At 46.3% G+C, this 22,645-nt stretch carries 15 protein-coding genes; 9 read left to right on the forward strand and 6 right to left on the reverse strand.

The window, feature by feature from the left end:
• The first annotated feature begins 71 nt into the window (after nt 1-71).
• From hisB to K5Q99_RS06045, 9 genes are all read left to right on the forward strand, one after another.
• Entirely contained in the window at nt 72-1,163 is a 1,092-nt protein-coding gene (gene hisB / locus K5Q99_RS06005) for a bifunctional histidinol-phosphatase/imidazoleglycerol-phosphate dehydratase HisB (RefSeq protein ID WP_220776337.1), read from the forward strand.
• A 31-nt stretch (nt 1,164-1,194) separates the two neighbouring features.
• The gene (gene hisH, locus K5Q99_RS06010) at nt 1,195-1,992 is read left to right on the forward strand and encodes an imidazole glycerol phosphate synthase subunit HisH (RefSeq protein WP_220776338.1); all 798 of its coding nucleotides are present in this window, start codon (nt 1,195-1,197) and stop codon (nt 1,990-1,992) included.
• 70 nt (nt 1,993-2,062) lie between these two features.
• Complete coding sequence (gene hisA, locus K5Q99_RS06015; RefSeq protein ID WP_220776339.1) at nt 2,063-2,800, forward strand: 1-(5-phosphoribosyl)-5-[(5-phosphoribosylamino)methylideneamino]imidazole-4-carboxamide isomerase; 738 nt, start codon at nt 2,063-2,065, stop codon at nt 2,798-2,800.
• Nucleotides 2,782-3,555 carry an imidazole glycerol phosphate synthase subunit HisF gene (gene hisF, locus K5Q99_RS06020; RefSeq protein ID WP_220776340.1) on the forward strand — a complete coding sequence of 258 codons (774 nt, stop codon included), beginning with the start codon at nt 2,782-2,784 and terminating at the stop codon, nt 3,553-3,555. Before hisA ends, hisF begins: the two co-directional genes overlap by 19 nt.
• A 103-nt stretch (nt 3,556-3,658) precedes the next feature.
• Nucleotides 3,659-4,315, forward strand: a complete 657-nt coding sequence (hisIE, locus tag K5Q99_RS06025; RefSeq protein WP_220776341.1) for a bifunctional phosphoribosyl-AMP cyclohydrolase/phosphoribosyl-ATP diphosphatase HisIE — start codon at nt 3,659-3,661, stop codon at nt 4,313-4,315.
• Nucleotides 4,316-5,116: 801 nt separating this feature from the next.
• On the forward strand, nt 5,117-6,304 hold the full coding sequence (locus tag K5Q99_RS06030; protein ID WP_220776342.1) for an aromatic amino acid transport family protein: 1,188 nt from the start codon (nt 5,117-5,119) through the stop codon (nt 6,302-6,304).
• Nucleotides 6,305-6,622: 318 nt separating this feature from the next.
• On the forward strand, nt 6,623-9,991 hold the full coding sequence (locus tag K5Q99_RS06035) for an intermembrane phospholipid transport YdbH family protein (protein WP_220776343.1): 3,369 nt from the start codon (nt 6,623-6,625) through the stop codon (nt 9,989-9,991).
• A 13-nt stretch (nt 9,992-10,004) separates the two neighbouring features.
• A complete protein-coding gene (locus tag K5Q99_RS06040) occupies nt 10,005-10,223 on the forward strand; it encodes a YnbE family lipoprotein (protein WP_006081898.1) in 219 nt (72 codons plus the stop codon).
• Nucleotides 10,224-10,247: 24 nt separating this feature from the next.
• Entirely contained in the window at nt 10,248-10,583 is a 336-nt protein-coding gene (locus tag K5Q99_RS06045) for a YdbL family probable chaperone protein (protein ID WP_106650697.1), read from the forward strand.
• 409 nt (nt 10,584-10,992) lie between these two features.
• On the opposite strand, the gene K5Q99_RS06050 is transcribed toward K5Q99_RS06045, so the two are convergent.
• From K5Q99_RS06050 to K5Q99_RS06075, 6 genes are all read right to left on the reverse strand, one after another.
• Nucleotides 10,993-11,439, reverse strand: coding sequence for a GNAT family N-acetyltransferase (locus K5Q99_RS06050; protein WP_220776344.1), 447 nt, complete (start codon nt 11,437-11,439; stop codon nt 10,993-10,995).
• Nucleotides 11,440-12,301: 862 nt separating this feature from the next.
• Nucleotides 12,302-12,835, reverse strand: coding sequence for a cell division protein ZapC (locus K5Q99_RS06055; protein ID WP_006081901.1), 534 nt, complete (start codon nt 12,833-12,835; stop codon nt 12,302-12,304).
• Nucleotides 12,836-13,035: 200 nt separating this feature from the next.
• A complete protein-coding gene (gene pyrD, locus K5Q99_RS06060; RefSeq protein ID WP_220776345.1) occupies nt 13,036-14,055 on the reverse strand; it encodes a quinone-dependent dihydroorotate dehydrogenase in 1,020 nt (339 codons plus the stop codon).
• A 63-nt stretch (nt 14,056-14,118) separates the two neighbouring features.
• Nucleotides 14,119-18,963: an NAD-glutamate dehydrogenase gene (locus K5Q99_RS06065; protein WP_220776346.1), complete on the reverse strand. Its 4,845-nt coding sequence runs from the start codon at nt 18,961-18,963 to the stop codon at nt 14,119-14,121.
• Between the two features lie 264 nt (nt 18,964-19,227).
• Nucleotides 19,228-21,543 (reverse strand): efflux RND transporter permease subunit, encoded by a 2,316-nt coding sequence (locus tag K5Q99_RS06070; RefSeq protein ID WP_220776347.1) that lies wholly within the window; start codon nt 21,541-21,543, stop codon nt 19,228-19,230.
• Between the two features lie 32 nt (nt 21,544-21,575).
• Nucleotides 21,576-22,592 (reverse strand): WD40/YVTN/BNR-like repeat-containing protein, encoded by a 1,017-nt coding sequence (locus K5Q99_RS06075; protein ID WP_106650705.1) that lies wholly within the window; start codon nt 22,590-22,592, stop codon nt 21,576-21,578.
• Between the last annotated feature and the right edge of the window lie 53 nt (nt 22,593-22,645).

The raw sequence follows: 22,645 nt of genomic DNA on the forward strand, positions 1-22,645 counted from the left end.
ATGCTAATGCTGCGCTGAAGGTAACATCAGCTTAAGCATTAGCTAAACGAATTGAATTTGAAGGTAGAGCCATGAACCCACAATTTATCCCGAACGTTGCACAAAAAATTCTGTTTATCGACCGCGATGGCACCTTGATTGAAGAACCCGTCACCGACAAACAGGTCGATAGTCTGGCGAAATTAGTGTTTGAGCCACAGGTGATCCCCGCTTTGCTACGTCTGCAAAAGGCGGGATTTCGTTTAGTCATGGTCAGCAATCAAGACGGCCTTGGCACACCGTCTTTCCCGCAGGAAGATTTCGACGCGCCCCACAATATGATGATGCAAATCCTCAAAAGCCAAGGGGTAAACTTCGAAGATGTGGTGATTTGCCCGCACTTTAATGATGAAAATTGCAGCTGCCGTAAACCTAAGCTTGGGCTAGTAAAAGACTATCTCACCCAAGGCTGCATCGATTTTACCCAATCGGCGGTGATTGGCGATCGCGAAACCGATGTGGAACTCGGCAATGCCATGGGCATTAAAAGCCTGAAATATCAACGCGACACCTTGGGCTGGAACGCCATCGCCGATGCACTGCTGAGTAAAGGCCGCACCGCTACTGTTGTGCGTACCACCAAAGAAACTGATATCCGCGTAACTGTTGATCTTGACAGTTCAGTCAAAGGCAAAATCGACACTGGCATTGGCTTTTTCGACCACATGCTCGATCAAATTGCCACCCACGGTAATTTTAGAATGGATGTGAAAGTCGATGGCGATTTAGAAATCGACGATCACCACAGCGTCGAAGACACGGCGCTAGCCATAGGTGATGCCCTGCGCCAAGCGCTCGGTGACAAACGCGGTATTGCCCGTTTCGGCTTTAGTCTGCCGATGGATGAAGCCAAGGGTGAATGTCTGCTGGATATCTCTGGTCGTCCTTTTATCAAGTTCTCGGCCGATTTTGAGCGCGAGCACGTCGGCGAAATGGCCACTGAAATGGTGCCGCACTTCTTCCGCTCCTTTGCCGATGGCCTGCGCTGTACGCTGCATGTGTCAACGCAGGGCGATAACGATCACCACAAAGTTGAAGCCCTGTTTAAAGTGCTCGGCCGTGCGCTACGCCAAGCGGTGAAAGTCGAAGGCGATATTCTGCCATCGAGCAAAGGCGTACTTTAAGGCAGCAGCATAAATCGTTTAAGAGGTTAAGATGCAACAAGACACTCTATTAATAGCTGGCCGGCAATTAACAACTAGCCCGCAATTAACAGCAAATGAATCACCAGATGCTGAAACCGTGATCATAGACACGGGCTGCGCCAATTTAAACTCAGTACGTTTCGCCTTCGAGCGTTTAGGCGCTAAGGTATTGGTCACAGACGATAAAGCCAAAATCAAAGCGGCAAAACGTGTGGTGCTGCCGGGTGTGGGCACAGCGGGTGCCGCCATGGCGTCCTTACATGAAAAAGGCTTGGTCGAACTCATTCAAGGCCTAACTCAACCTGTGCTGGGCGTGTGCCTTGGCATGCAAATGCTCGCGGCGATTTCTAAGGAGCGCGGCGGCAAAGGTCAAGATTGCGAATGCTTAGGCATAATCCCGACCGACATTTGCGAGCTGGATACGCAGTTACTCAAAGCTGAAGGCTTGCCTTTACCGCACATCGGCTGGAACCAACTTAAGCTCACGACCAAATCACAAGGCGCCAACAGCCCTAGCGTTCATCCGCTATTTGCGGGTATTGAAGATGGCAGTTATGTGTATTTCGTCCACAGTTACCGCGCGCCGCTGAGTGAATTTACCTTAGCCGAATGTTCCTATGGCGAAGGTTTTAGCGCCGCCATTGGCAAAGGCAACTTTATGGGCGTGCAGTTCCACCCCGAAAAAAGTGCCGCCGTGGGCGCGCAAATTCTGCGTAACTTTTTATTGATGGATGAAGCGCTGATGAACAACGCGCTGCAAAGCAACTCTGCTGATGGCCAATCTGGTGTAAAGAAGGCAGACCAATGAATAAATTACTCAATATAAAAGTTGTTATGAATAAATTGGTTATAGATAAATCAATCGAGGATGTGAGCTTATGATAATCCCTGCGATCGATTTAATTGATGGCAATGTCGTCCGCCTTTATCAAGGCGATTACGGCCAGCAGACCACCTTTGATTTAAGTCCTTTGGCGCAGCTGCAATCCTACGAAGCCCAAGGCGCGAAGTGGTTGCATATCGTTGATTTAACCGGCGCGAAAGATCCCGCTAAACGCCAAACTCGCCTTATCGGTGAACTCGTAGCGGGACTAAACGCTAATATTCAAGTGGGCGGCGGTATTCGTACAGAAGAGCAAGTCACTGAATTATTAGCTATCGGCGTAAAACGTGTGGTGATTGGCTCCCTCGCGGTAAAAGAACCTGAGTTAGTTAAAGAGTGGTTTATCAAATACGGTAGCGAAGCCATTTGCCTCGCGCTCGATGTCAATATCAACCAGAGCGGAGAGAAAATGGTCGCCGTATCCGGTTGGCAAAGTGGCGGCGGTAAGAGTTTAGAATCCCTTGTAGAAACCTTTAGCGCGGTCGGTTTAAAGCATGCGCTGGTCACTGACATTAGCCGGGACGGCACCTTAACGGGCGCGAATACAGCGCTTTATCAAGAAATTGCAGCCAGCTTCCCCGACATCGCTTGGCAAGCCTCCGGCGGTATTGCGACCCTTGAGGATGTTGCCGCCGTGCGTGACAGCGGCGCTGCGGGCATCATTATCGGTAAAGCCTTGCTTATCAATCAGTTTAACGTAGCGGAGGCAATCCAATGCTGGCCAAACGACTAATCCCCTGTTTAGATGTAAAAGACGGTAAAGTAGTGAAAGGCGTGCAGTTTCGTAACCACGAAATTGTCGGCGATATAGTGCCCTTAGCCGCGCGTTATGCCGAAGAAGGCGCCGATGAGCTAGTATTTTATGACATTACCGCCAGCGCCCACGAACGTGTGGTCGATAAATCTTGGGTGAGCCGCGTGGCGGAGCAGATTGATATTCCCTTCTGCGTGGCGGGAGGCATTAAAACCATTAGCCAAGCCCGTGAATTATTAGCCTTTGGGGCGGATAAGATTTCGATTAACTCGCCCGCCTTAACCGATCCGAGTTTGATCTCACGCCTGCAGGACGAGTTTGGCCGCCAGTGTATCGTGATTGGCATCGACTCCTTTTTCGATGCCACCAGCAACAGTTATAAGGTCAAGCAATTTACCGGCGATGAGGCGGCGACTAAAGATACGGCGTGGTTTACCCAAGACTGGGTTGAAGAAGTGCAAAAACGGGGTTGTGGTGAAATCGTGCTCAATGTGATGAACCAAGACGGCGTGCGCGGCGGCTATGATATCAAGCAGTTAAGTCTTGTTCGTGCTATCTGCGACGTGCCGTTAATTGCCTCGGGCGGTGCTGGCACTATGGCGCATTTTCGCGATGTATTTATGGAAGCCAAGGTCGATGCCGCGCTGGCAGCGAGCGTATTCCACAAGGCGATTATCAACATTGGTGAATTAAAAGCCTATTTAGCGGCCGAAGGGATCGCGATTAGACGCTAGAGCGGTTCTAGGTTCTAGGTTCTAGGTTCTAGGTTCTAGGTTCTAGGTTCTAGGTTCTAGGTTCTAGGTTCTAGGTTCTACAAACAGATTAAGAGTGAACACTATGTCAACGCAAACAAACACACAGTCGGATTTTAGCCCTGTTCAAGTTAATGAGCTGGATTGGGACAAACAGGATGGGCTTATTCCTGCCGTTATCCAAAATCACCTATCGGGCAAGGTATTAATGCTCGGTTACATGGATAAGGCCGCGTTGGAAAAAACCTTGAGCACAGGTGATGTGACCTTTTTTAGCCGCTCAAAACAGCGTTTATGGACTAAGGGTGAAACCTCGGGCAATACGCTAAGGTTGGTGGCTATCGATAAAGACTGCGATAACGACAGCCTGTTAGTTCAAGTGATCCCCAACGGCCCAACCTGCCACAAAGGCACCGAAAGTTGCTGGTTAGATGACAATGCACACCCTTTCTTGAACAATCTCGCCAGCTTAATCACCTCGCGTAAAGGGCAAAGTGCCGATTCAAGCTATACAGCGTCTTTATTTGCGCGCGGCACTAAACGTATCGCCCAAAAGGTCGGGGAAGAAGGTCTTGAAACCGCCCTTGCCGCGGCGACCCACGATAAGGAAGAGCTAGTTAATGAAGCCTCAGATCTTATCTATCACTTGCTGGTATTGCTTGAAGATCAAAACTTAAGCCTCAGTGACATTACAGCAAACTTGCTGGCAAGACATGAAAAGGCGCTGCAGAGCAAAGCATAAACAGCTTACTGTTTCTGATTTCAAGCTAGTCGCTTACATCAAGAAATGCCGCACACTTAAGCCAAGTCTGCGGCATTTTTTATCACGCGATAAACGTGGCGAACTCCTCTTTCTTCCCCCTCGTTAACCATAAACTCAGTGTGAGTTAGGTATGTCTTTCAGCTTAGTCACATGACAAAAAACAAACAAAATACTGTTGTAATGGTTGACAAGTACACCTCAACTCCCTATGGTAGCCTCCGTTGCCGTTAGGTTATTAAGGCAAGGCATAAAAACACTTATCCGTTTTTACTCAACACACGCTAAGGCAAGTTTTATGTGTTTCACAGCATTTTATACTCCCTATCTGTAGCCGCAATGGATATACCCAAGCTACCTGAAGATACGAGTTTCAGAGCGCCTAGGGGGCTTCAATTCAAGGCGCATCAATGACAGAATGTCGACCACCTTTTGAATTGATGCAACACGGGAGTGGAGTACCCTAGACGCTCCGTCCCGGCGGGTTTTAACGCACTTTATGCGGTGTTGGTTATTTTTAACTTAGCCCGCTAGGTCTGCAAATAACCGCCTTGCCTAAAGTGCGTTAAACTCCCGCTGAATCCTGCATCTTCAGGTTGTTTGGGTATAAAGGCACCTCGCCTGACCTTCCATTGTGGCCATATCCTTTCGGATCCGCTGAGCGCCACTGTCTCATTTGCTTAAATCATTTTGTGCTTGAAGCGCATCAAAATCCTTTAAGACAGTTGCTTTAGGATCAAATCTTTAGCTCATTTTCTTGCAACACGCTTTTGAGATCATGTTATGACACAGAATAAAATTTTCGGCAGTTTGCTGCTTATCGCAGGCACCACAATCGGCGCGGGTATGCTGGCTTTGCCTATCGCTTCGGCGGGACTTGGTTTTGGTACGTCCTCCGCCATCATGTTGATCCTATGGGCGCTAATGGCCTACACGGCACTGCTAATGGTGGAAATCCATCAATTCGCCCCCAGCGATGCCAGCCTTAATCACTTGGCGCAACGCTTATTGGGCCGTAAAGGCCAGTTGATCGCCAATAGCGCCTTGATGTTTTTACTGTACGCCCTTTGCGCCGCCTACATAGCCGGTGGCGGTGAGCAAGTGAACCAAAAGCTGAGCACTTGGCTAGGGCTAAGTTTGCCACCACAGGCGGGCGCGATCCTGTTTACCCTGCTGATTGGGGCGATTGTGGGCATGGGAACCCACTGTGTGGACCTTATCAACCGCGGTTTGTTTGCGCTTAAGCTATTGGCATTATTGCTTATGTTGGCCTTATTACTGCCGCAGGTAGAAAGCCCACATTTACTCGAACTCCCACTTAACCAAGGTTTAATTATCACGGCTATTCCGGTGATTTTTACCTCCTTTGGTTTCCACGGTTCGATTCCATCAGTGGTGCGCTACTTAGGCGTTGAGGTCAAATCCCTGCGCAGGATCATGCTACTCGGCTCCGCTTTACCACTGGTCATTTACCTTTTGTGGCAAATAGGTAGCCAAGGCGTACTGAGCCAAAGCCAATTGCTCGAAAACCAAAGTTTATCGAGCTTTATCAATCAACTGGCGAGCGTACTGCACAGCGAATACTTAAGCAGCGCGATCAGTTTGTTTGCCGATCTCGCCCTTGCGACTTCGTTTTTAGGGGTGAGTTTAGGCTTGTTTGATTTTATGGCCTCGACCTTAAGACGAGAGGATAACTTTTCTGGCCGTAGTCTGACCGCTGCCATCACCTTTTTGCCGCCCTTAGGTTTTGCGCTTTTCTACCCACAAGGTTTTATAACAGCCCTGGGCTACGCGGCGATTGCACTGGTGATCCTCGCCATCTTTTTACCCGTGGCCATGGTGTGGACACAGCGCAAGATGCGAGATGCTGCCAATCTGCCGACGGGATATCGGGTCGCGGGCGGTAAGTTTGCCCTACTGCTCGCCACACTTTGCGGAATCGTGGTGATTGCCGCGCAGATGTTTAGCTAACGCCAATTCACTCAACAAGAGTGAGTTAACTAAAAGTTAGCTAGCTCGAATAAAAGATTAGGTACAAGAGCCTGTAAAACTTCAACTATTGACAGCAGGCTCATGTCTATTCGATGATCCTTTCACATTAGTCAGCTAAGCCCTTGAGTGTTAAACTGCCTCTGATGCTCATGCGCACTGCGATAACTCGAAACGCGATAGCTCGAAACGATAGCTCCTAAGCTAAAGTGCCTATATAAATACTGCTTAGTGTATTTTTGCGCTGCTAAGGTACAAGTTTAATCAGGGCTCAGTGAATAAGGATAGAAGTCGAACCCAATGCCAATCCACAACAAGCCGAATCCCCGAAAATTTCCCCTAAAAAAGACCTTATTGGCGACCAGCTTAACGGGCATTTTGGCAGGCGTGGCGTTAACCGTGTGGATTGTGAATTCTCAGGCTGAAAAACTGATCATGCAGGCGGCAAATTTTGCTCTCGTAGGCATGGACAGCGAACTGATTGACATTGAGTTAGGGAAAAGTGAGTTAGAACATTGGCGCATTACCTCTGCCAATCTTAGGGTGCATGACAGCCATATTAGGCTGAATAACCTGAATATTCAGCTAAAACTTGATTGGCCGCAGAGCTTTGCCGAACTGAAACAGTTCAGCCAAATCGCTTACCTCACTCAAAAAATCACCCAAATCTCCACAGGTGATATTGAAGTCGAGTTAGGAGAATCGCTATTTTTACCCAATCGAAATGCCATCGATGAACAAGGCCCCGCCTTGGCCTTAGATATCAAATCATTACCCCTTATCGATATCGGCAAAACCAGCCTTATTCTCAACGCCCACCATTTCGACACCCAAAATGATTTACCCGCCTATCGTTTGGTGATGGATAAGTTGAGCCTTAACGGCGCGGGGGAAATCAACAGCGAGTTTAGCCACGAAGGTGAAAGCATCGCCAAACTCAAAGCCACACTCGCAGCCCAACAGTGGCAACTGGCAAGTCAAATTGCACTCGCGCCGCTGCTTGCGAGCTTGCATCAAATCAGCCTGAGGCAAGCGCAATACCGTGTACTGAGTCCGTTAACGGAACTTGATAAAGAGTGGCAGGCGTTAGCGATTGATCTACAAGGTCAATTAGTGTCCGACAGCCGTATCACATTGACCTCGGGCGAGCTTATCAGTCAGCACCAGCTAATTGATCCTAAGCTGACTTTTAATCGGTTGGCGGCGTTAGAACTTGCGCCAAAACCCGAGCTTGGGTCAAAACCTAAGTTAGCATTTAAGATTGCCGGACATTTAGCCGAACTTGACCTAAGCCTTGAGCCCTTTAGCTTAGCGCTGAGTCCAAATACAGAGCAGCAACAGCGATTGATGCAGCTACTTGATAAGACGCTGGCTAAACCTTTAACTCAGCCATTATCTCAATCTTTGTCCCAATCGGCAGCCAAGCCCGCTTCGGAGCAAGTGTCTAATCAAGTTGCAAGTCAAACAGCGAGTCAAATCGCTAAGCTGCTGTCAGGGCTCAAAAGCACAGATGCACCGGTAGGAATATCGCTGACATTGGCTGAAGCCCTGCATTATCCGCTGACTCAAATTCAGCAGGATACACAGAGCCAACCGCTTAAGAATGATCCACTTGAAAATAAGCCGCTTAGCTTCAAGCTTCCCAAAGTTCAGCTTAAAACCTTAGGCAGTAAACTCGATACCCAAGTCGAATTAGCCAATATTGAAGTGGAAAAATCCGCCGAAGCGCTCTCAATTAACACAGATTGGCACCTTAACGCTAAGCAAACCAGCTCACTACAGTTATCTGAATTGTGGGCGAATACTCCCCAAGATCTCAGCTGGAATAGTAGCCAGTTAACCACTGCGGGCAAATTGAGTTTTAATCAAACGCCTAGTTCAACCGACTGGCAATTCATTACCACGCCTATCGACGCTACAGCCCGAGCACAGCAAAATGCCGGCGACACACTGCAATTCACTGTGGGCGAGCTTAAACAACTCAGCGCTCAAGATAACAATGCGGCTAAACATACCGATATGAGCCTTGGCAGTATCACAATAAACGCCCTTGCGCCGCTTACCGTCAGATCGCAGCGCAACTCAAATACCAGCTCAGCACAAACTTCAGTACCCGCGTCCGATACTGCACACCAATTAACACTGGCCTTACCGCCTTTGAACTTGTCACTGGACCAGCTGCATTTTTCGCAAACCACACAGACGGTTGTTACTGAAACGGCTGCTGTTGATACAAAAAAGGCTGAAACAACTGCTGTTGAAACGAAAGTGACAGAAGCTAGCACTGACAAAAGTGCAGATAAAAATCCGAACACTAGCATCATAACTAAAACCGATATGAGCGCGGGCCGTTTCTCGATTGCATTACAAAAAGCCATGTCATTTGAGCTTAAACCCGATATCGAAGCGCTATTCGACTCGCTGCTCGCTACCACTTGGCGTAATCAACTCGCATGGCAAGCCAGCCAGCTAAATATCGAAAAACAGCTCAGCAGCAAAGGCCGCAGCCGTAAAGAAACCGTACTTAAGCTGGACAAGTTAACGCTGGCACAAAGCTTAAATTGGAAAAATAACACGCTCTTTGGTGATGAACACTGGCAAGTGGGCACTGTTGAGCTGCAAAGCCAACACAAGCTAAACCTTGCCACTGCGAACAAGCCTTTCGTGCTGACGGGTCAATGGGTTGTCGACACTAGCATGACCGAGGCGCTGTCCTTGCTCAATCAAACCCAGCCCTTGCCTGCTGAGCTTAATGTCACGGGCCATAACCAAATACAGGCGCAGTTTAACCTAACGCAAAGGCGCGATCAGATCCAATTTGCCATGCAAATAACCCAATCGATGACAGAACTCGAAGGTTTTTATAAGGACACCACCTTTGAGGGCGGAAAACTGCAGGCGCAATGTGAGTTTACTTGGGGCCAATCTTATAAAAGGCCGCAGGATAAAAGCTATTTTAGCAGTCTTAGTAAGCTCAATTGTCCGCAGACGCTGATGACCTTTAACCTGTTTGATCCTGGCTTTCCACTCACAGATATCGAAGTGGAAGCCGATATCGCCCTTGGTAAAGATGCCGAGAAACTACCCGACAATTGGATACAACAACTCACAGGCTTAAGTGACACCGATGTTTCCATGACCGCCAAAGGCAAAGTACTCAGCGGCCAGTTTCTGCTGCCAGAATTTAATCTGAAATTACAGGATAAATCGCATGCGTATTTGCTGCTGCAGGCCATGAGTCTGGAAGAGGTTCTGCGCATTCAACCGCAAATTGGCATCTATGCCGACGGCATATTCGATGGCGTATTACCCGTCGACTTAGTCAACGGCAAAGTCTCGATCACAGGCGGTCAACTCGCCGCCCGTGCGCCTGGTGGACTCATCGCTATCTCGGGTAATCCCGCGGTTGAGCAGATGCGCCAATCGCAGCCATACCTAGACTTTGTCTTTTCGACGCTAGAACACTTACAATACAGTCAATTATCGAGCAGCTTTGACATGGACCAAGCCGGTGATGCTAAGCTACTCGTCGAAGTGAAAGGCCGCAGCCAAGGGGTTGAACGCCCTATTCACTTGAATTACTCTCATGAAGAGAACATGCTGCAATTATTTAGAAGTCTGCAAATTGGTAATGACTTGCAGGACAGAATCGAAAAATCAGTGAAGTAACAAGGAAACCTCAGTGAAGATAATTCAATTACAGCAAGTTAGCCTAGGTGCCCGCAGCGCGCTTGTCGCATTGTTCGCACTCGCCGCATTACAGGGCTGTGCGCCCACAGTAAAAATAGAACCGCCGGATAAACCTATCGTTATCAATCTTAATGTGAAAATTGAACACGAGATACGGATCAAAGTGGATAAGGAATTAGATCAACTCCTGTCAGACGATAAGCTGTTCTAATTTATTAAGAATTGAGGAATCACCATGAAATCAATCCGACTAAAAACAAAGTTATTATTGCTATTAACCCTCAGCTTCTTAAGCCTAAGCGCCTTTGCCATGTCACTTCAAGAAGCTAAATCACAGGGCTATTTAGGCGAACAAGCCAACGGCTACTTAGGATTAGTGCAAGCCAATCCCGAAGCCAAAGCCGTGATGGACGACGTAAATAACAAACGTCGCGCCCACTACGAAACCATCGCCAAGAAGAACAAACTCTCCCCAGCCGACGTTGCTAAACTCGCAGGCGAAAAAGCCATAGCCGCCACAGATAAAGGCAACTATGTGCAAGATGCCAAAGGCAAATGGATTAAAAAATAATCCGCTTTTAAAGCGCTCTAGTGCATAAAAGCAAAACGAATAGACATAAACAAAACGCCTGCAATTGCAGGCGTTTTTGTTGGTGGTATGCACACTCATTCCAGTGATACGCCGTCCTGTTACCTAGTAGGCTCGACCATGACATCCCTGCCACGGACGGTCACTTCCATGACGGTGCTTAATCTCATCAACTCCTGCGTATACTGGTAACCAAATTTAACAATGGGTGTCTTATTAAATTATCCGTGACATCTACGTCAAAAACGATCACTTACGTGATTGTACTTAATCACATCGACAAATCCATCCTGCTCATCGGATCGGGTAACCTCATTCAAACACAACATCCAATTTGAACTGAAAACGCCACACGTTGACAGTCTCTCTCAAGCGTGTGTCATCTACGTAACTAAATCTGAATGTAAAGCCTTAACATGTCTTTATGCTGGATGCTATTTTCAAAAATAGGTTCAGGATAGTTGAGTAGAAAATAGTCCTTTACCACTGACTCAACGCGAAAGCCAAGACGTTGATAATATGTCAGTTGATAGCCAAATGTGCCTGTACCAAGCTCAACCCTTTTTATGCCTTTCATCGGTAAATTAGCTAGAGCGAATTTCAATAATTCAGAGCCTATACCACGGCCTTGATGCTCTGGATATACAGAAACATTGTAGATCTCAGCAAGAGTCGAATGTTGAGATTTAACGGCGCAAACACCAAGTATTTGGCCTTTATCTGACGCAGTAAAACACCAAGAGTCAGATAAATACGTTGTAATGCTAGCTTCTGAAGGATCAGCTTCGAGCAGTAAGTCTATCGGAATCTCGCTACTTTTGACTTCGTTATATTCCATCTTACCACCAAGCAGATAACAATTTATTACCCAGACTCCTCGTAAAAACCTAGCAAGAAATAGCTAGGTTTCGAACATTCCGAATAAATAATTTAAATAGGACAGCAACTTAGCATCTATTCCGATGATTTTTCAATCACTTTGTTATGTAGAAGAAACTGAGACTTTATATACGAGAAACTGATTAGCACGGTATGTAAATTAACGAATACCCAAAAATAGTATTATTAATACATTAACTTTGCCATAAACAACAAAGCGATATTCTTGCTCGATATTATCCATTGAAAAAACGAAAATTTAAAACCGTCGTCTAATACAAACTCTCGCCTTTTGAACCTCCAGACTACGCAAATGCCAAAAAGGTGCGCCATTGTGATTGGCGAGACGACCGTCCGCCCCATGGACGGGGCGGTCGAGCATCCAAGGATGGACTAGCTGCGAGTCGCCGAGTAAATGCCATGGCAAACCGATCTCTGTGGATCAAGTGAGCTTATAATCAGTAAGGAATCAGTTCACTTTATGATGCTGGCAACCCATGGCGGAATATTGTGCTCACCAAACTGCTCTGCGTACTTCTTGGCCTCGTCACTTTCCTTCTATTTGATAGAAAAATCTGAGCCGAGTTGAGAGTAGTAAGACCTCACGAATTATCATTGGGTAGCATTAAATAGAAAGGTGTCGAAGATTCACGTGACTAATTTTAGGAAAAGGCTTTCTTAGCAGAAAAGAGTACGGATAACGCACTAACGCCATGGGGATTTGAGCGAATTATCGGCAAGTGGTTAATATCAAAAGCAATCGTGATGAATGGCTAATGGTAGAGATTAAAAACCAATGATGACTATTGTCTACAACCACATTATGCCGCAACCACGTGGCGCTGCGCGCGCAGTGGGTGTAAGCGATTATGCATCACTTTGATGGTTTCAAACTGCACCATGGTTTTCGCACCCGACAAAACACATTCAGGTGACAATAACATCACTAGCGCGGACTGTAGGGTATTTTCAACCACGAGGGCGAGCACTCTTTGCTTTTGGCATTTAAGCTCAAAGACTTTACCTACATCGCTATACACACAGACATCACTGGTATCAAAAAACCATGATTTAGGCATTTGTGGTGTCAGCATAAAATGGGCTGCGGTGGCATTGAGCGCAATTTGAACAATAGCGGCATCGGACAAAGATAGGGTTTTAGGCAATCTATCGAGTAAGCTCATATAGAATTTGGCGTGCGCAATATTAAATTCCATGCTTGATAAGGCATCTGGAATGAGTAATTTTGCTTTATAAGACGTCAGAAATTCTATCTCGGAACCTAACGATACGCCTAATACACCATACGAATCGTTATATTTCCATTGCCAATCTTTTTGCGGCATTAATAACATAACGGTGACCCAATATTTGAACACTGGGACATAATAGTAGATATTTTATCCAATATCAAAATAAAAATAATAAAATACAAATTATTTAACAGTTACTTAGTCGATCTATTGTAAGATCTTAACAGCGATCTAAGGATCGTTTTAGATCGCTGTTAAAGAATAAGATCTTATTTTAGATCGTTATATTAATCCTAAGATCATTATTTCAAGCGGTATGCATTCACTATTTCTTTAATTAACTTCGGACCTTGATAAATAAAACCTGAATAAATCTGAACCATAGTCGCGCCCGCATCAAATTTGGCTAAGGCATCTTCAGCGCTATTAATACCGCCCACACCGATGATCGGGATCTGCCCTTTCAAGCACATAGCTAGCTGCTTGATCACTTTAGTAGACAGTTCTGTCAAAGGTTTACCGCTTAAGCCGCCACTTTCATTGGCATTAGCAAGACCGCTAACACCATCACGCGTTAAGGTAGTATTAGTCGCAATTGCGCCATCAAATTTGTTTTTAATCAGCGCCTCTGCGATATTTTCAATTTCTTCGATGGTTAAATCTGGGGCAATTTTAAGCGCGATGGGCACGTATTTTTTATGCTTTTCGGCCAGCTCAAGTTGCTTAGTTTTAATTGCGCTCAATAATTCATCTAATAGATCGCCATATTGTAGCGATCGCAATCCTGGGGTATTGGGTGATGAAATATTCACCGCAATATAAGCCGCATGGAGATAAACTTTATCCATACAGATCAAATAATCGTCTTTACCTTGTTCTACTGGGGTGTCTTTATTTTTACCAATATTGACACCAACCATAATGTCGGTCTTTTTAGCGATCAAATTTTTGACCAGATTATCGACACCTTTATTATTAAACCCCATGCGATTAATAATGCCTTTGGCAGGCTTTAATCTAAATAGACGGGGTAAATCGTTACCTGGTTGTGGTCTTGGGGTCACAGTGCCCACTTCAACATGACCAAATCCCATCGCATGAAAGGCATCAATCGATTCGCCGTCCTTGTCCATACCCGCAGCGAGTCCCACTGGGTTAGGAAAAGTCAGTCCCATAACGCTCACGGGAGCCGGTGCAATCGTTTGTCCGTATAGACACGTTAACGGGCTATTGGCGGTCATTTTTAGACTGCCTATAGCAAGATGGTGAGCTCGCTCAGGATCCATCTGAAACATGACTTTCTGTGCGATTTTATAAAACATGTACTTTCCTCGACCTAAAAAAAGCCCCGGCGATCGCCAGGGCTTCTGATTGTTATAATAAGTTTACTTTTGGCCTTCGCAATGAAGGATCAGAAGGTTAAGTTCACGTAGGGCGACAGAGAACTTAGCAAACTCATGGATTTGCGACGTTTTAAAGTCAGCTAGCATATGGAACCATCTTTCCAATAAGCCTTGATTGATCTCAATCCACTGAGAAATCACACTTTCGGCATCACAGGTTGCACTGCAGGTTCTTAGTACCACTGAACTTAATGCACGTTGTTGCCAATCCAACTCTTCCCTAAAGGCGGCGCGAGCTAGCGCTTGCCAATGGTTAGCCACAGGTTGAGCGCTGATCTGTTCTAAGAACCAGTGCAGCTCAACGCGGGCGCCGAGTTTGAAGTAAGTTTCAGCCACTAGCGCTACTGACTTATCTTCTGTTTGGGCAATTTGGGCAATGTCTAGGGCAGAGAACAAGGTGCTCATGTTAGCCACAACGGTTGCCACAGCTTGTGGTACGTTTTCTTTGACCAAAGCATTGATCTCAGATTGGATACCTTTAGCTTCTTCTTCGACCAGATATAAATGAACATTATCTTTAATTTGTTCAAATACTGGTTTGAAGAAAGCAACAGTTTGTTCAATGCTGCCATTACGGTTACGGTGACGCAGGAACCAGCGGCTAGCACGGCGCATATTACGGCGTAACTGATGCAGCATTTCACCTTGAACCACAGCCGGAACTATGCCGTTTAAGTCAGTGATCGATTTAGTTAATTCAGCTAAACCAAATACTTCGCGGGCCATAGTGTAACAAATTGCCGCGTCAGCAACTGAGGCACCAGTCTCATCTTGCATACGTTGAACAAAATTCAAGCCCATGTCGTTAACGAGTTCATTGGCGAGTGAGGTCGCAATGATTTCGCCGCGCAGTGGATGGGTTGCCATTTTGTCGCTGTATTTTTCCTGAAGTTTTTTCGGGAAATAGGCGATAAGCAATTGGCTTAACAGCGTATCTTCAGTGATTTCTGGCGTCACTAATTGCTCTTTCAGCACCATCTTCGCATAGGCAACCAGTACTGATAGCTCAGGACGCGTCAATGCACGACCACTGGCTAAACGCTCAGCTAGTTCATCGTCAGACGGTAAGAACTCTAAGGCTCTGTCTAACTTGCCTTCTTTTTCCAGATACTGGATAAAGCGGATCTGCTCTTTTAACTGCTCAGCACCACGTACTTGAGTTACAGAGATAGTACGGGTTTGATCTTTACAATCTTGCAGTACGATCTGGCCGACTTCTTCAGTCATTTCTTCCAGTAAACGGTTACGCTGCTTAAGCGTCAGTTCACCTTCAGTTACCATGGCGTTCAGCAAAATCTTGATGTTCACTTCGTTATCTGAACAGTCCACACCACCCACGTTATCCACGAAGTCAGTGTTGATACGGCCGCCGTTAGACGCATATTCAATACGACCTAACTGAGTACAACCTAAGTTACCGCCCTCGCCGACTATCTTAGCGCGCAGTTCGCCACCGTTGACACGCAATGCATCGTTGGCGCGATCGCCGACTTCAGCATGGGTTTCGCGTGCAGATTTCACATAGGTACCGATACCACCGTTCCAGATCAAATCCACTGGCATTTTCAACAGTTCTTTCATCAGCTCAGTTGGGGTCATAGAGGTTTTCTCTGTGGCCAACATTTGCTTAATTTCTGCCGATAATGGAATGGATTTAGATGAACGTAGGAAAATACCGCCACCTTTAGAAATCAACTTGCTGTTGTAATCTTCCCAGCTTGAACGTGGTAGAGCGAATAAACGCGCCCGTTCATCATAACTTAATGCCGTATCCGGATTTGGATCGATAAAGATATGCATGTGGTTAAAGGCTGCAACCAGTTTAGTGTGCTTAGACAACAACATACCGTTACCGAATACGTCGCCCGCCATGTCACCTATACCTAAACAGGTAAAGTCTGTGGTTTGGCAATCAATACCGACTTCGCGGAAATGACGCTTAACAGATTCCCAGCCGCCTTTAGCCGTGATACCCATTTTCTTATGGTCATAACCGTTACTGCCACCCGATGCGAATGCATCACCGAGCCAGAAGTTATATTCGAGAGAAATCGAGTTCGCGATATCAGAGAATGTCGCTGTACCTTTATCGGCTGCAACCACAAGATATGGGTCATCTTCATCGTGACGAACCACATCCACTGGGTGGACGATTTCACCGTTCAAAATGTTATCGGTAATATCGAGCAAGGCACGGATAAAGATGCGGTAGCATTCTTGACCTTCAGTGAAGAAAGCTTCACGGCCGCCTTCGGTTGGCAATTGTTTACAAACAAAGCCACCTTTAGCACCCACAGGCACGATCACAGTGTTTTTCACTTGCTGTGCTTTTACCAGACCTAATACTTCAGTACGGAAGTCTTCACGACGATCTGACCAACGCAGACCACCACGGGCCACTTTACCGTAACGTAAATGCACACCTTCAACCCGAGGCGAATAAACGAAGATTTCGAATTTCGGCAGTGGGCGTGGCATTTCAGGGATCAGTGAAGGCATGAATTTAAACGAGATATAACTCTTAGATTCGCCTTTAGCATCCTGTTGGTAGAAGTTGGTACGCAGAGTAGCGTTAATCAGGTCTAAATAACGACGAATAATACGGTCATCATCTAAGCTAGACACTTCGTCTAAACGTAAATTGATTTGTTCCATAAACTTGCCCAGCGTACGGGTCTTGAGTTTTGGATTGAACTTACGGATAAACATCTTCACCAACAAATCAGCAATTTGTGGGTAACGACCGAAGGTTTCTTCGATATAAGACTGACTGAACGTCGCATCGATTTGACGCATGTATTTAGCATACGCGCGCAATACCGAGACTTCACGGCCCGTTAAGCCAGACGCTAGAATAATGCGGTTGAAACCGTCATCTTCTAACTTCTTTTGCCACACTTGTGACAGTGCGGTTTGGAATCTGTCTTGGCTATCGGCGATGTTGTCTGTGTTAACCACTTTGACAGTCATCAAGAAGTCTAAGATCCAGAAAGTTGAACCGTCTGAGGTCGTGACCTCATAGGGGCGCTCGTTGATCACCCGCAGACCAAAGTTTTCCAGCATTGGCAGCACATCAGAAAGATGAATTGGCTCATCTTTATGGAATAGCTTTAAACGCACTTTATTGTCGTTCAGCGCCGCTTCCTGCGGTTGATAGAACAACATGCCGAGCTTGTGTTCGTCATCCAGCGCTTCGAGCTGTTGCATGTCAACGACGGCAGAGCTTGGCAATACGTCTTCTTTATAGCTTTGCTCAAACGCGTTGAAATAACGCTTAGTCAGATGAGTGCCGGCTTCTTCACCGAGTGCACTGTTAAGCGCAGTGCTTAACTTATCTTCCCACGAACGTGCCGCTTCTATTAAGTTGTTCTCTATGGCAGCCACATCTACATCCATATTATTGTTATCAACTTTGACTATGTAGTGAGTGCGGGCTAGCGTCGACTCGGAGAAATAAGTCGTAAACTCTACATCTTCTTTACTATTGAAATGCTGCGCCAGAATACGTTGAGTATCTTGGCGAAGTTTAGTGTTGTAACGATCCTTAGACACGTACACTAAACAGGATAAGAAACGGCCAAAGCCATCTTTGCGCACAAAGAGTTTTAGCTTGTCTCTGTCTTGCATTTCCAACACGCCATGTGCCGTGTGCGCTAAATCATCAACATTGGCTTGAATTAGCTCGTCACGAGGTAAATTCTCAAGAATGTTTAGCAGGGCTTTATAGTCGTGTGAACGTGGGGTTAAGCCTGAACGGTCTAACACACGCTGGACTTTTTCGTTCAGCAGTGGGATTTCACGTGGGCTGCGGTTATACACGTTTGACGCATACAAACCGATAAATCTATCTTCACCAACCACATTGCCTTTCTTATCGAAACGCTTGATACCGATATAATCGACATAAGCTGGGCGATGTACACGGCTCTTGGCACTGCTCTTAGTGAGGATCAACAAGCTGTGATCTAAGGCTTCTTTGCGGGCGCTATCGGAGAAGCTAGATAATAACAAACCTTGCTCAGGTTGCGCTTTAGTGTGCTTGTTCATCAAACCTAAACTAGAGGCGATATTAGGCACGAGTTCAACGTCACCTTCGACACGATTCAAATCGTATTGGCGGTAACCTAACAGCGTAAAGTGATGATTATTCAAGTAAGTTAGGAAGTTAATCGCTTCTTCTAACTCTTGCTTATCGCCCGGGAACGGACGTTTTGGCAATTCTTTAATCGTATCACTCAACTTGGCCGACATGGCTTCCCAGTCGTTAACTGATGATGCAACATCGGCAAGCACAGACTGAATTTCGCGCTCTAATGCTTTGATATCAACAGTGCTGCTTTGACGGTCAATTTCAATCAAGAATACGGCGACATGCTCAGTGCTTTCAGGGCTCTGATTCAGATAAGTCACATTGGTCACACCGCTATCTGAACGCTCAATGGCCAGCGGAGTGTGTAACATCATATGAGCAGTAATACCCATACGATTCAATGCCATACCAACTGAATCTACCAAGAATGGCATGTCAGGTTGGATAACTTCAATGATCGAGTGGGTAGATTGCCAGCCGTGTTTGGCCTGGCTAGGGTTGAACACTCGTAGGTGAGTGCTACCTTTTGGCGTCTTGTTCAGGGCGTTCCATAAACTGAGAACCGCACCGTATAAATCACTGTCATTACGCGCATTGAGATCGTCTTTCGACATGTGGGCATAAAGGCAGGTGGCGAACTGTTCAACTTGCTTGGCTTGTGAATTAGGGACTTTAGCGTGAATTAAACTGACTACATTTTCAAGTAGTACTGAAGGCATTGCATCTTTCAAGGCCATGTTGCTGTTTCCTTAAGCGTCTATGGCAGCGCTTTTTTCATTATTTGGATGCTTCGGCTTAACGATCTCAGGAAAATTAGTGTGATCTGGATCATCGCGCGAAGTTTATTACTAAAACCGCTGTATTTCGAGGAAAATTTTAGTGGTACATCCTCTTGAAATCCAGTATTGGCGTAAACAATGAATGACAAATGACCAAACAATCGATAAAGCAGACTAAGTATTCAAAAGCAAATGGGGAGCTAAGCTCCCCATTTGTAGACCCTACTTAGGTTGGCGCCAGAAAACGGCGGCCAATGCAGGAAGGATAATTATGGCGCCGAGCATATTTACCACAAACATGAATGTTAACAATATTCCCATGTCCATTTGGAATTTAAGTGCCGAGAAGAACCAAGTACTGACACCAATCGCCAAAGTCAGCCCTGTAAAAATCACCGCACTGCCCCGTTCGACCAACGCCTCATAGTAAGCCTGTTGCACTGGCATTCCGTTCGAGAGCTTAGACGACATAGTCGAAAGGATATAAATACCGTAATCCACACCGATACCGACCCCCAGCGCAATGACAGGTAAAGTACTAACCGCTAAACCAATATCCAGTTGCGTCATCAAGGCTTGTGCCAATGTTGACACCACATACAGCGGGATAATAACCGCCACTGTCGCTTTAAAGGATTTAAAACTGATTAAGCAGAGTACAAACACGGCACCATAGACATATAACATCATAGGTAATTGCGCTTCAGCCACCGCTTCGTTGGTCGCTGCCATTACACCCACAGGACCCGACGCCAGCTTAAATTGCAACTTATCGTTATCCATTTTCGCGGCGACGGCTTTCACCTTAGCGACCACAGTTTCTATGGTTTCTGCCTTGTGATCTTTCATAAACAGATACACAGGCATGACAGAACAATCGCCATTTAACAAACCCGAGGTAGTCGGAATTTGGCCAATGGCCTGCACTAAGCTCGCGGTCGTGCGCGGTAGTACTTCCCATCTTGGGTTGCCTTCGTTAAAGCCTGCGTTCACTTTTTTAGCCACCGACGCCAGACTCACAGTCGATTCAACCCCAGGCGTATTACGCACTAACCACTCGAACTCATCAATTTGAGTTAGCACATCGTGATAAGTACAAGCCTCGGGCGCCGCCTCAACAATCACAGTCATCACGTCGGTGGTGATGGAGAAATGATCTGTGATGAAGAAGGTATCGAGGTTATAACGCGAATCTTGGTGTAACGCGGGAGCCCCGCCCTGCAAGTCACCAATCTTCATCTGATTGGCTTGCTGCAGACCAGCAAAATACAGCACCACAGTTGCAATAATCACCACTACAGCGTATTTAGGCGTCGCGAAACGTGCCAAGAAGCGCCAAATCGCTTCGGTGCGGACTTCTTCAGCCGTTGGCTCTGCGTGTTTATCGACTTTGATTTCAGTAAAGGAAATCACCAAAGGCAACAGGATAAGGTTAGTGAAAATGATCACGCCCACACCGAGTGATGCCGAAATCGCTAGCTCACGAATAATCCCAATATCAATCGACAATAGAGTAATAAAGCCAACAGTATCAGACAGTAAAGCAACGCCACCTGGTACTAATAAACTGCGGAATGCCGAAGCCGCAGCCGCTTTAGTGGTCTGTCCGTCCATCACACGGCGTCTAACCGCGTTGATCATTTGCACCCCGTGACTCACACCGATGGCAAATACCAAAAAAGGCACCAGAATCGACATGGGATCGAGGCCAAAACCTATCACAGTCAATAAACCGAGCTGCCAGACCACAGCGGTTAAACTGCAGACGAGGGGTAAAACGGTCAGAATGATCGATTTTGAGAAAAGGTAAACCATGACGGCGGTGATAAAAATGGCGATCACAAAGAACAGTAATACGCCCTTAGCACCATCGGCCACATCTCCCGCCATCTTGGCAAAACCTATGATGTGAATTTTAACCTTATCGGTTTCAAACTTGCCCCTCAGCTCTTTTTCGAGCTGCGCCGCAAAGGCGATGGTATCTAAGGGTTTGCCAGTTTGTGGGTCAAAATCCATCAACTGCGCCGACACCATGGCCGCACTGTAATCATTGGCAATTAATCGACCGACAATGCCCGCTTTTTCAATATTATCGCGCACGGTTTCGAGCCCAGACACTGTGGTCGAAAAATCCGCCGGAATCACGGGCCCACCCGCAAAACCATCCTCAACGACTTCGGTAAACCGTGTGGAAGGCGAAAAAATCGATTTCACCTGTGCGCGGTCAACCCCTGGAATAAAAAACAGCTGATCGTGCACGTTTTTTAAGGTATCAAAATAGTTCGCATTAAATATATTGCCGCTGGTATCTTCCACCGCCACCATAATGCTATTAGCGCCACCAAAATCTTTTTGATGTTTCAGGTAGGTCTGCATATAGCTGTGATGCAGCGGAATGTTTTTGATGAAGGCCGCGTCCATTTTGAGTTGACTGGCTTGATAGCCTAAAAACAACGTCAAAAACACAAAAATGCCGACGACCCATACGCGATTGCGGAATAAAAATGACTCAAATCCGTTGACCAGTTTTTCTAACATCTTCTCGGCCCTGTTATTGTAGTTTTAAAATTTTATGGCTTAAGAATAAACAGCCCTTGGCTGCCGGATAACCACATATTCCCTTGATTATCCTTCGCAATAGAGACTAAGTTTTCCCCTTGGCGACGAGTAACAATACTGCTGGTGTCATCTTCATTCAGTTTAATCACAATCCCCGCATTACCCACGAGATAAACCGCATCGTCCGACACTGACATAGCCCCATTGATTGAAGATTGCACTGGCAGTTCGATTTCATTCCACTGACTTAAACTCACATCAGCTTTGAATATATGCCCGCGAAGGCCCATCACATACACGGCATCTTTCGTTTCAATGGCATTAAACATAGAGCCATCGTAATCAAAACTGGTACGCGCAAATGTGCTGCCTTTATCGCCTGAAACCGCCACTAGGCCTAACTCGCCGACCAGTAATAAACGTCCGTCAGTCAAGGTTAAAATACGATTAAAGTGCGGCAATAATGAAGCGCGCGCACTCACATAGGCTGATTGATCGCTGTCTTTTAACTCCGCTAAATAGGACACATCTTCTTCGGCTAACAGCTCCTCATGGAACTCATCACTCCAATGGGCGCCACCATCATTAGTGCGATAAAACAAACCGTAAGCACCAATGGCAATACCATTGTTTTCGTCTAAAAACACCACATCGAGGAATGGCTTTTCAATCTCGGGCGAATGCATCTGCTGCTGCCAAGTTTGGCCACCATCCTGAGTATGTAAAATGGTCGCATCATGGCCCACGGCCCAGCCTAGTTTGTCATTAAGGAAAAACACTTTTGTCAGCTGTGAACTTACGGGCGTCGCCACTTGATGCCAACTGCCGTCATACACCAGAGCATGACCGCGCTCACCCACAGCCACTAACCCTTTGCCCACGTTGGCAATATCTAAAATCAGAGATGAAGCAGCAAGCGGTTGAATTTGTGAAAAAATCGGATCAGAAGGAGTAGCAGATAAGGTAGAAGGGAAAAAAGCGCCACCGAAACTTAATGCAGCAACACACTGAAGGATGCGAAACGACATACAAACTTCCTTAAACTAATGAGGGGCGCAAAGCGCCCCTTTATTTACGGCGT

The sequence above is a fragment of the Shewanella hafniensis genome, assembly GCF_019655335.1.
GTDB lineage: Bacteria > Pseudomonadota > Gammaproteobacteria > Enterobacterales > Shewanellaceae > Shewanella > Shewanella hafniensis.

Coding starts and splice junctions, on each gene's coding strand:
- hisB (WP_220776337.1), top strand. CDS start 72: ATGAACCCACAATTTATCCCGAACGTTGCACAAAAAATTCTGTTTATC.
- hisH (WP_220776338.1), top strand. CDS start 1,195: ATGCAACAAGACACTCTATTAATAGCTGGCCGGCAATTAACAACTAGC.
- hisA (WP_220776339.1), top strand. CDS start 2,063: ATGATAATCCCTGCGATCGATTTAATTGATGGCAATGTCGTCCGCCTT.
- hisF (WP_220776340.1), top strand. CDS start 2,782: ATGCTGGCCAAACGACTAATCCCCTGTTTAGATGTAAAAGACGGTAAA.
- hisIE (WP_220776341.1), top strand. CDS start 3,659: ATGTCAACGCAAACAAACACACAGTCGGATTTTAGCCCTGTTCAAGTT.
- K5Q99_RS06030 (WP_220776342.1), top strand. CDS start 5,117: ATGACACAGAATAAAATTTTCGGCAGTTTGCTGCTTATCGCAGGCACC.
- K5Q99_RS06035 (WP_220776343.1), top strand. CDS start 6,623: ATGCCAATCCACAACAAGCCGAATCCCCGAAAATTTCCCCTAAAAAAG.
- K5Q99_RS06045 (WP_106650697.1), top strand. CDS start 10,248: ATGAAATCAATCCGACTAAAAACAAAGTTATTATTGCTATTAACCCTC.
- K5Q99_RS06050 (WP_220776344.1), bottom strand. CDS start 11,439: ATGGAATATAACGAAGTCAAAAGTAGCGAGATTCCGATAGACTTACTG.
- K5Q99_RS06055 (WP_006081901.1), bottom strand. CDS start 12,835: ATGTTATTAATGCCGCAAAAAGATTGGCAATGGAAATATAACGATTCG.
- pyrD (WP_220776345.1), bottom strand. CDS start 14,055: ATGTTTTATAAAATCGCACAGAAAGTCATGTTTCAGATGGATCCTGAG.
- K5Q99_RS06065 (WP_220776346.1), bottom strand. CDS start 18,963: ATGGCCTTGAAAGATGCAATGCCTTCAGTACTACTTGAAAATGTAGTC.
- K5Q99_RS06070 (WP_220776347.1), bottom strand. CDS start 21,543: ATGTTAGAAAAACTGGTCAACGGATTTGAGTCATTTTTATTCCGCAAT.
- K5Q99_RS06075 (WP_106650705.1), bottom strand. CDS start 22,592: ATGTCGTTTCGCATCCTTCAGTGTGTTGCTGCATTAAGTTTCGGTGGC.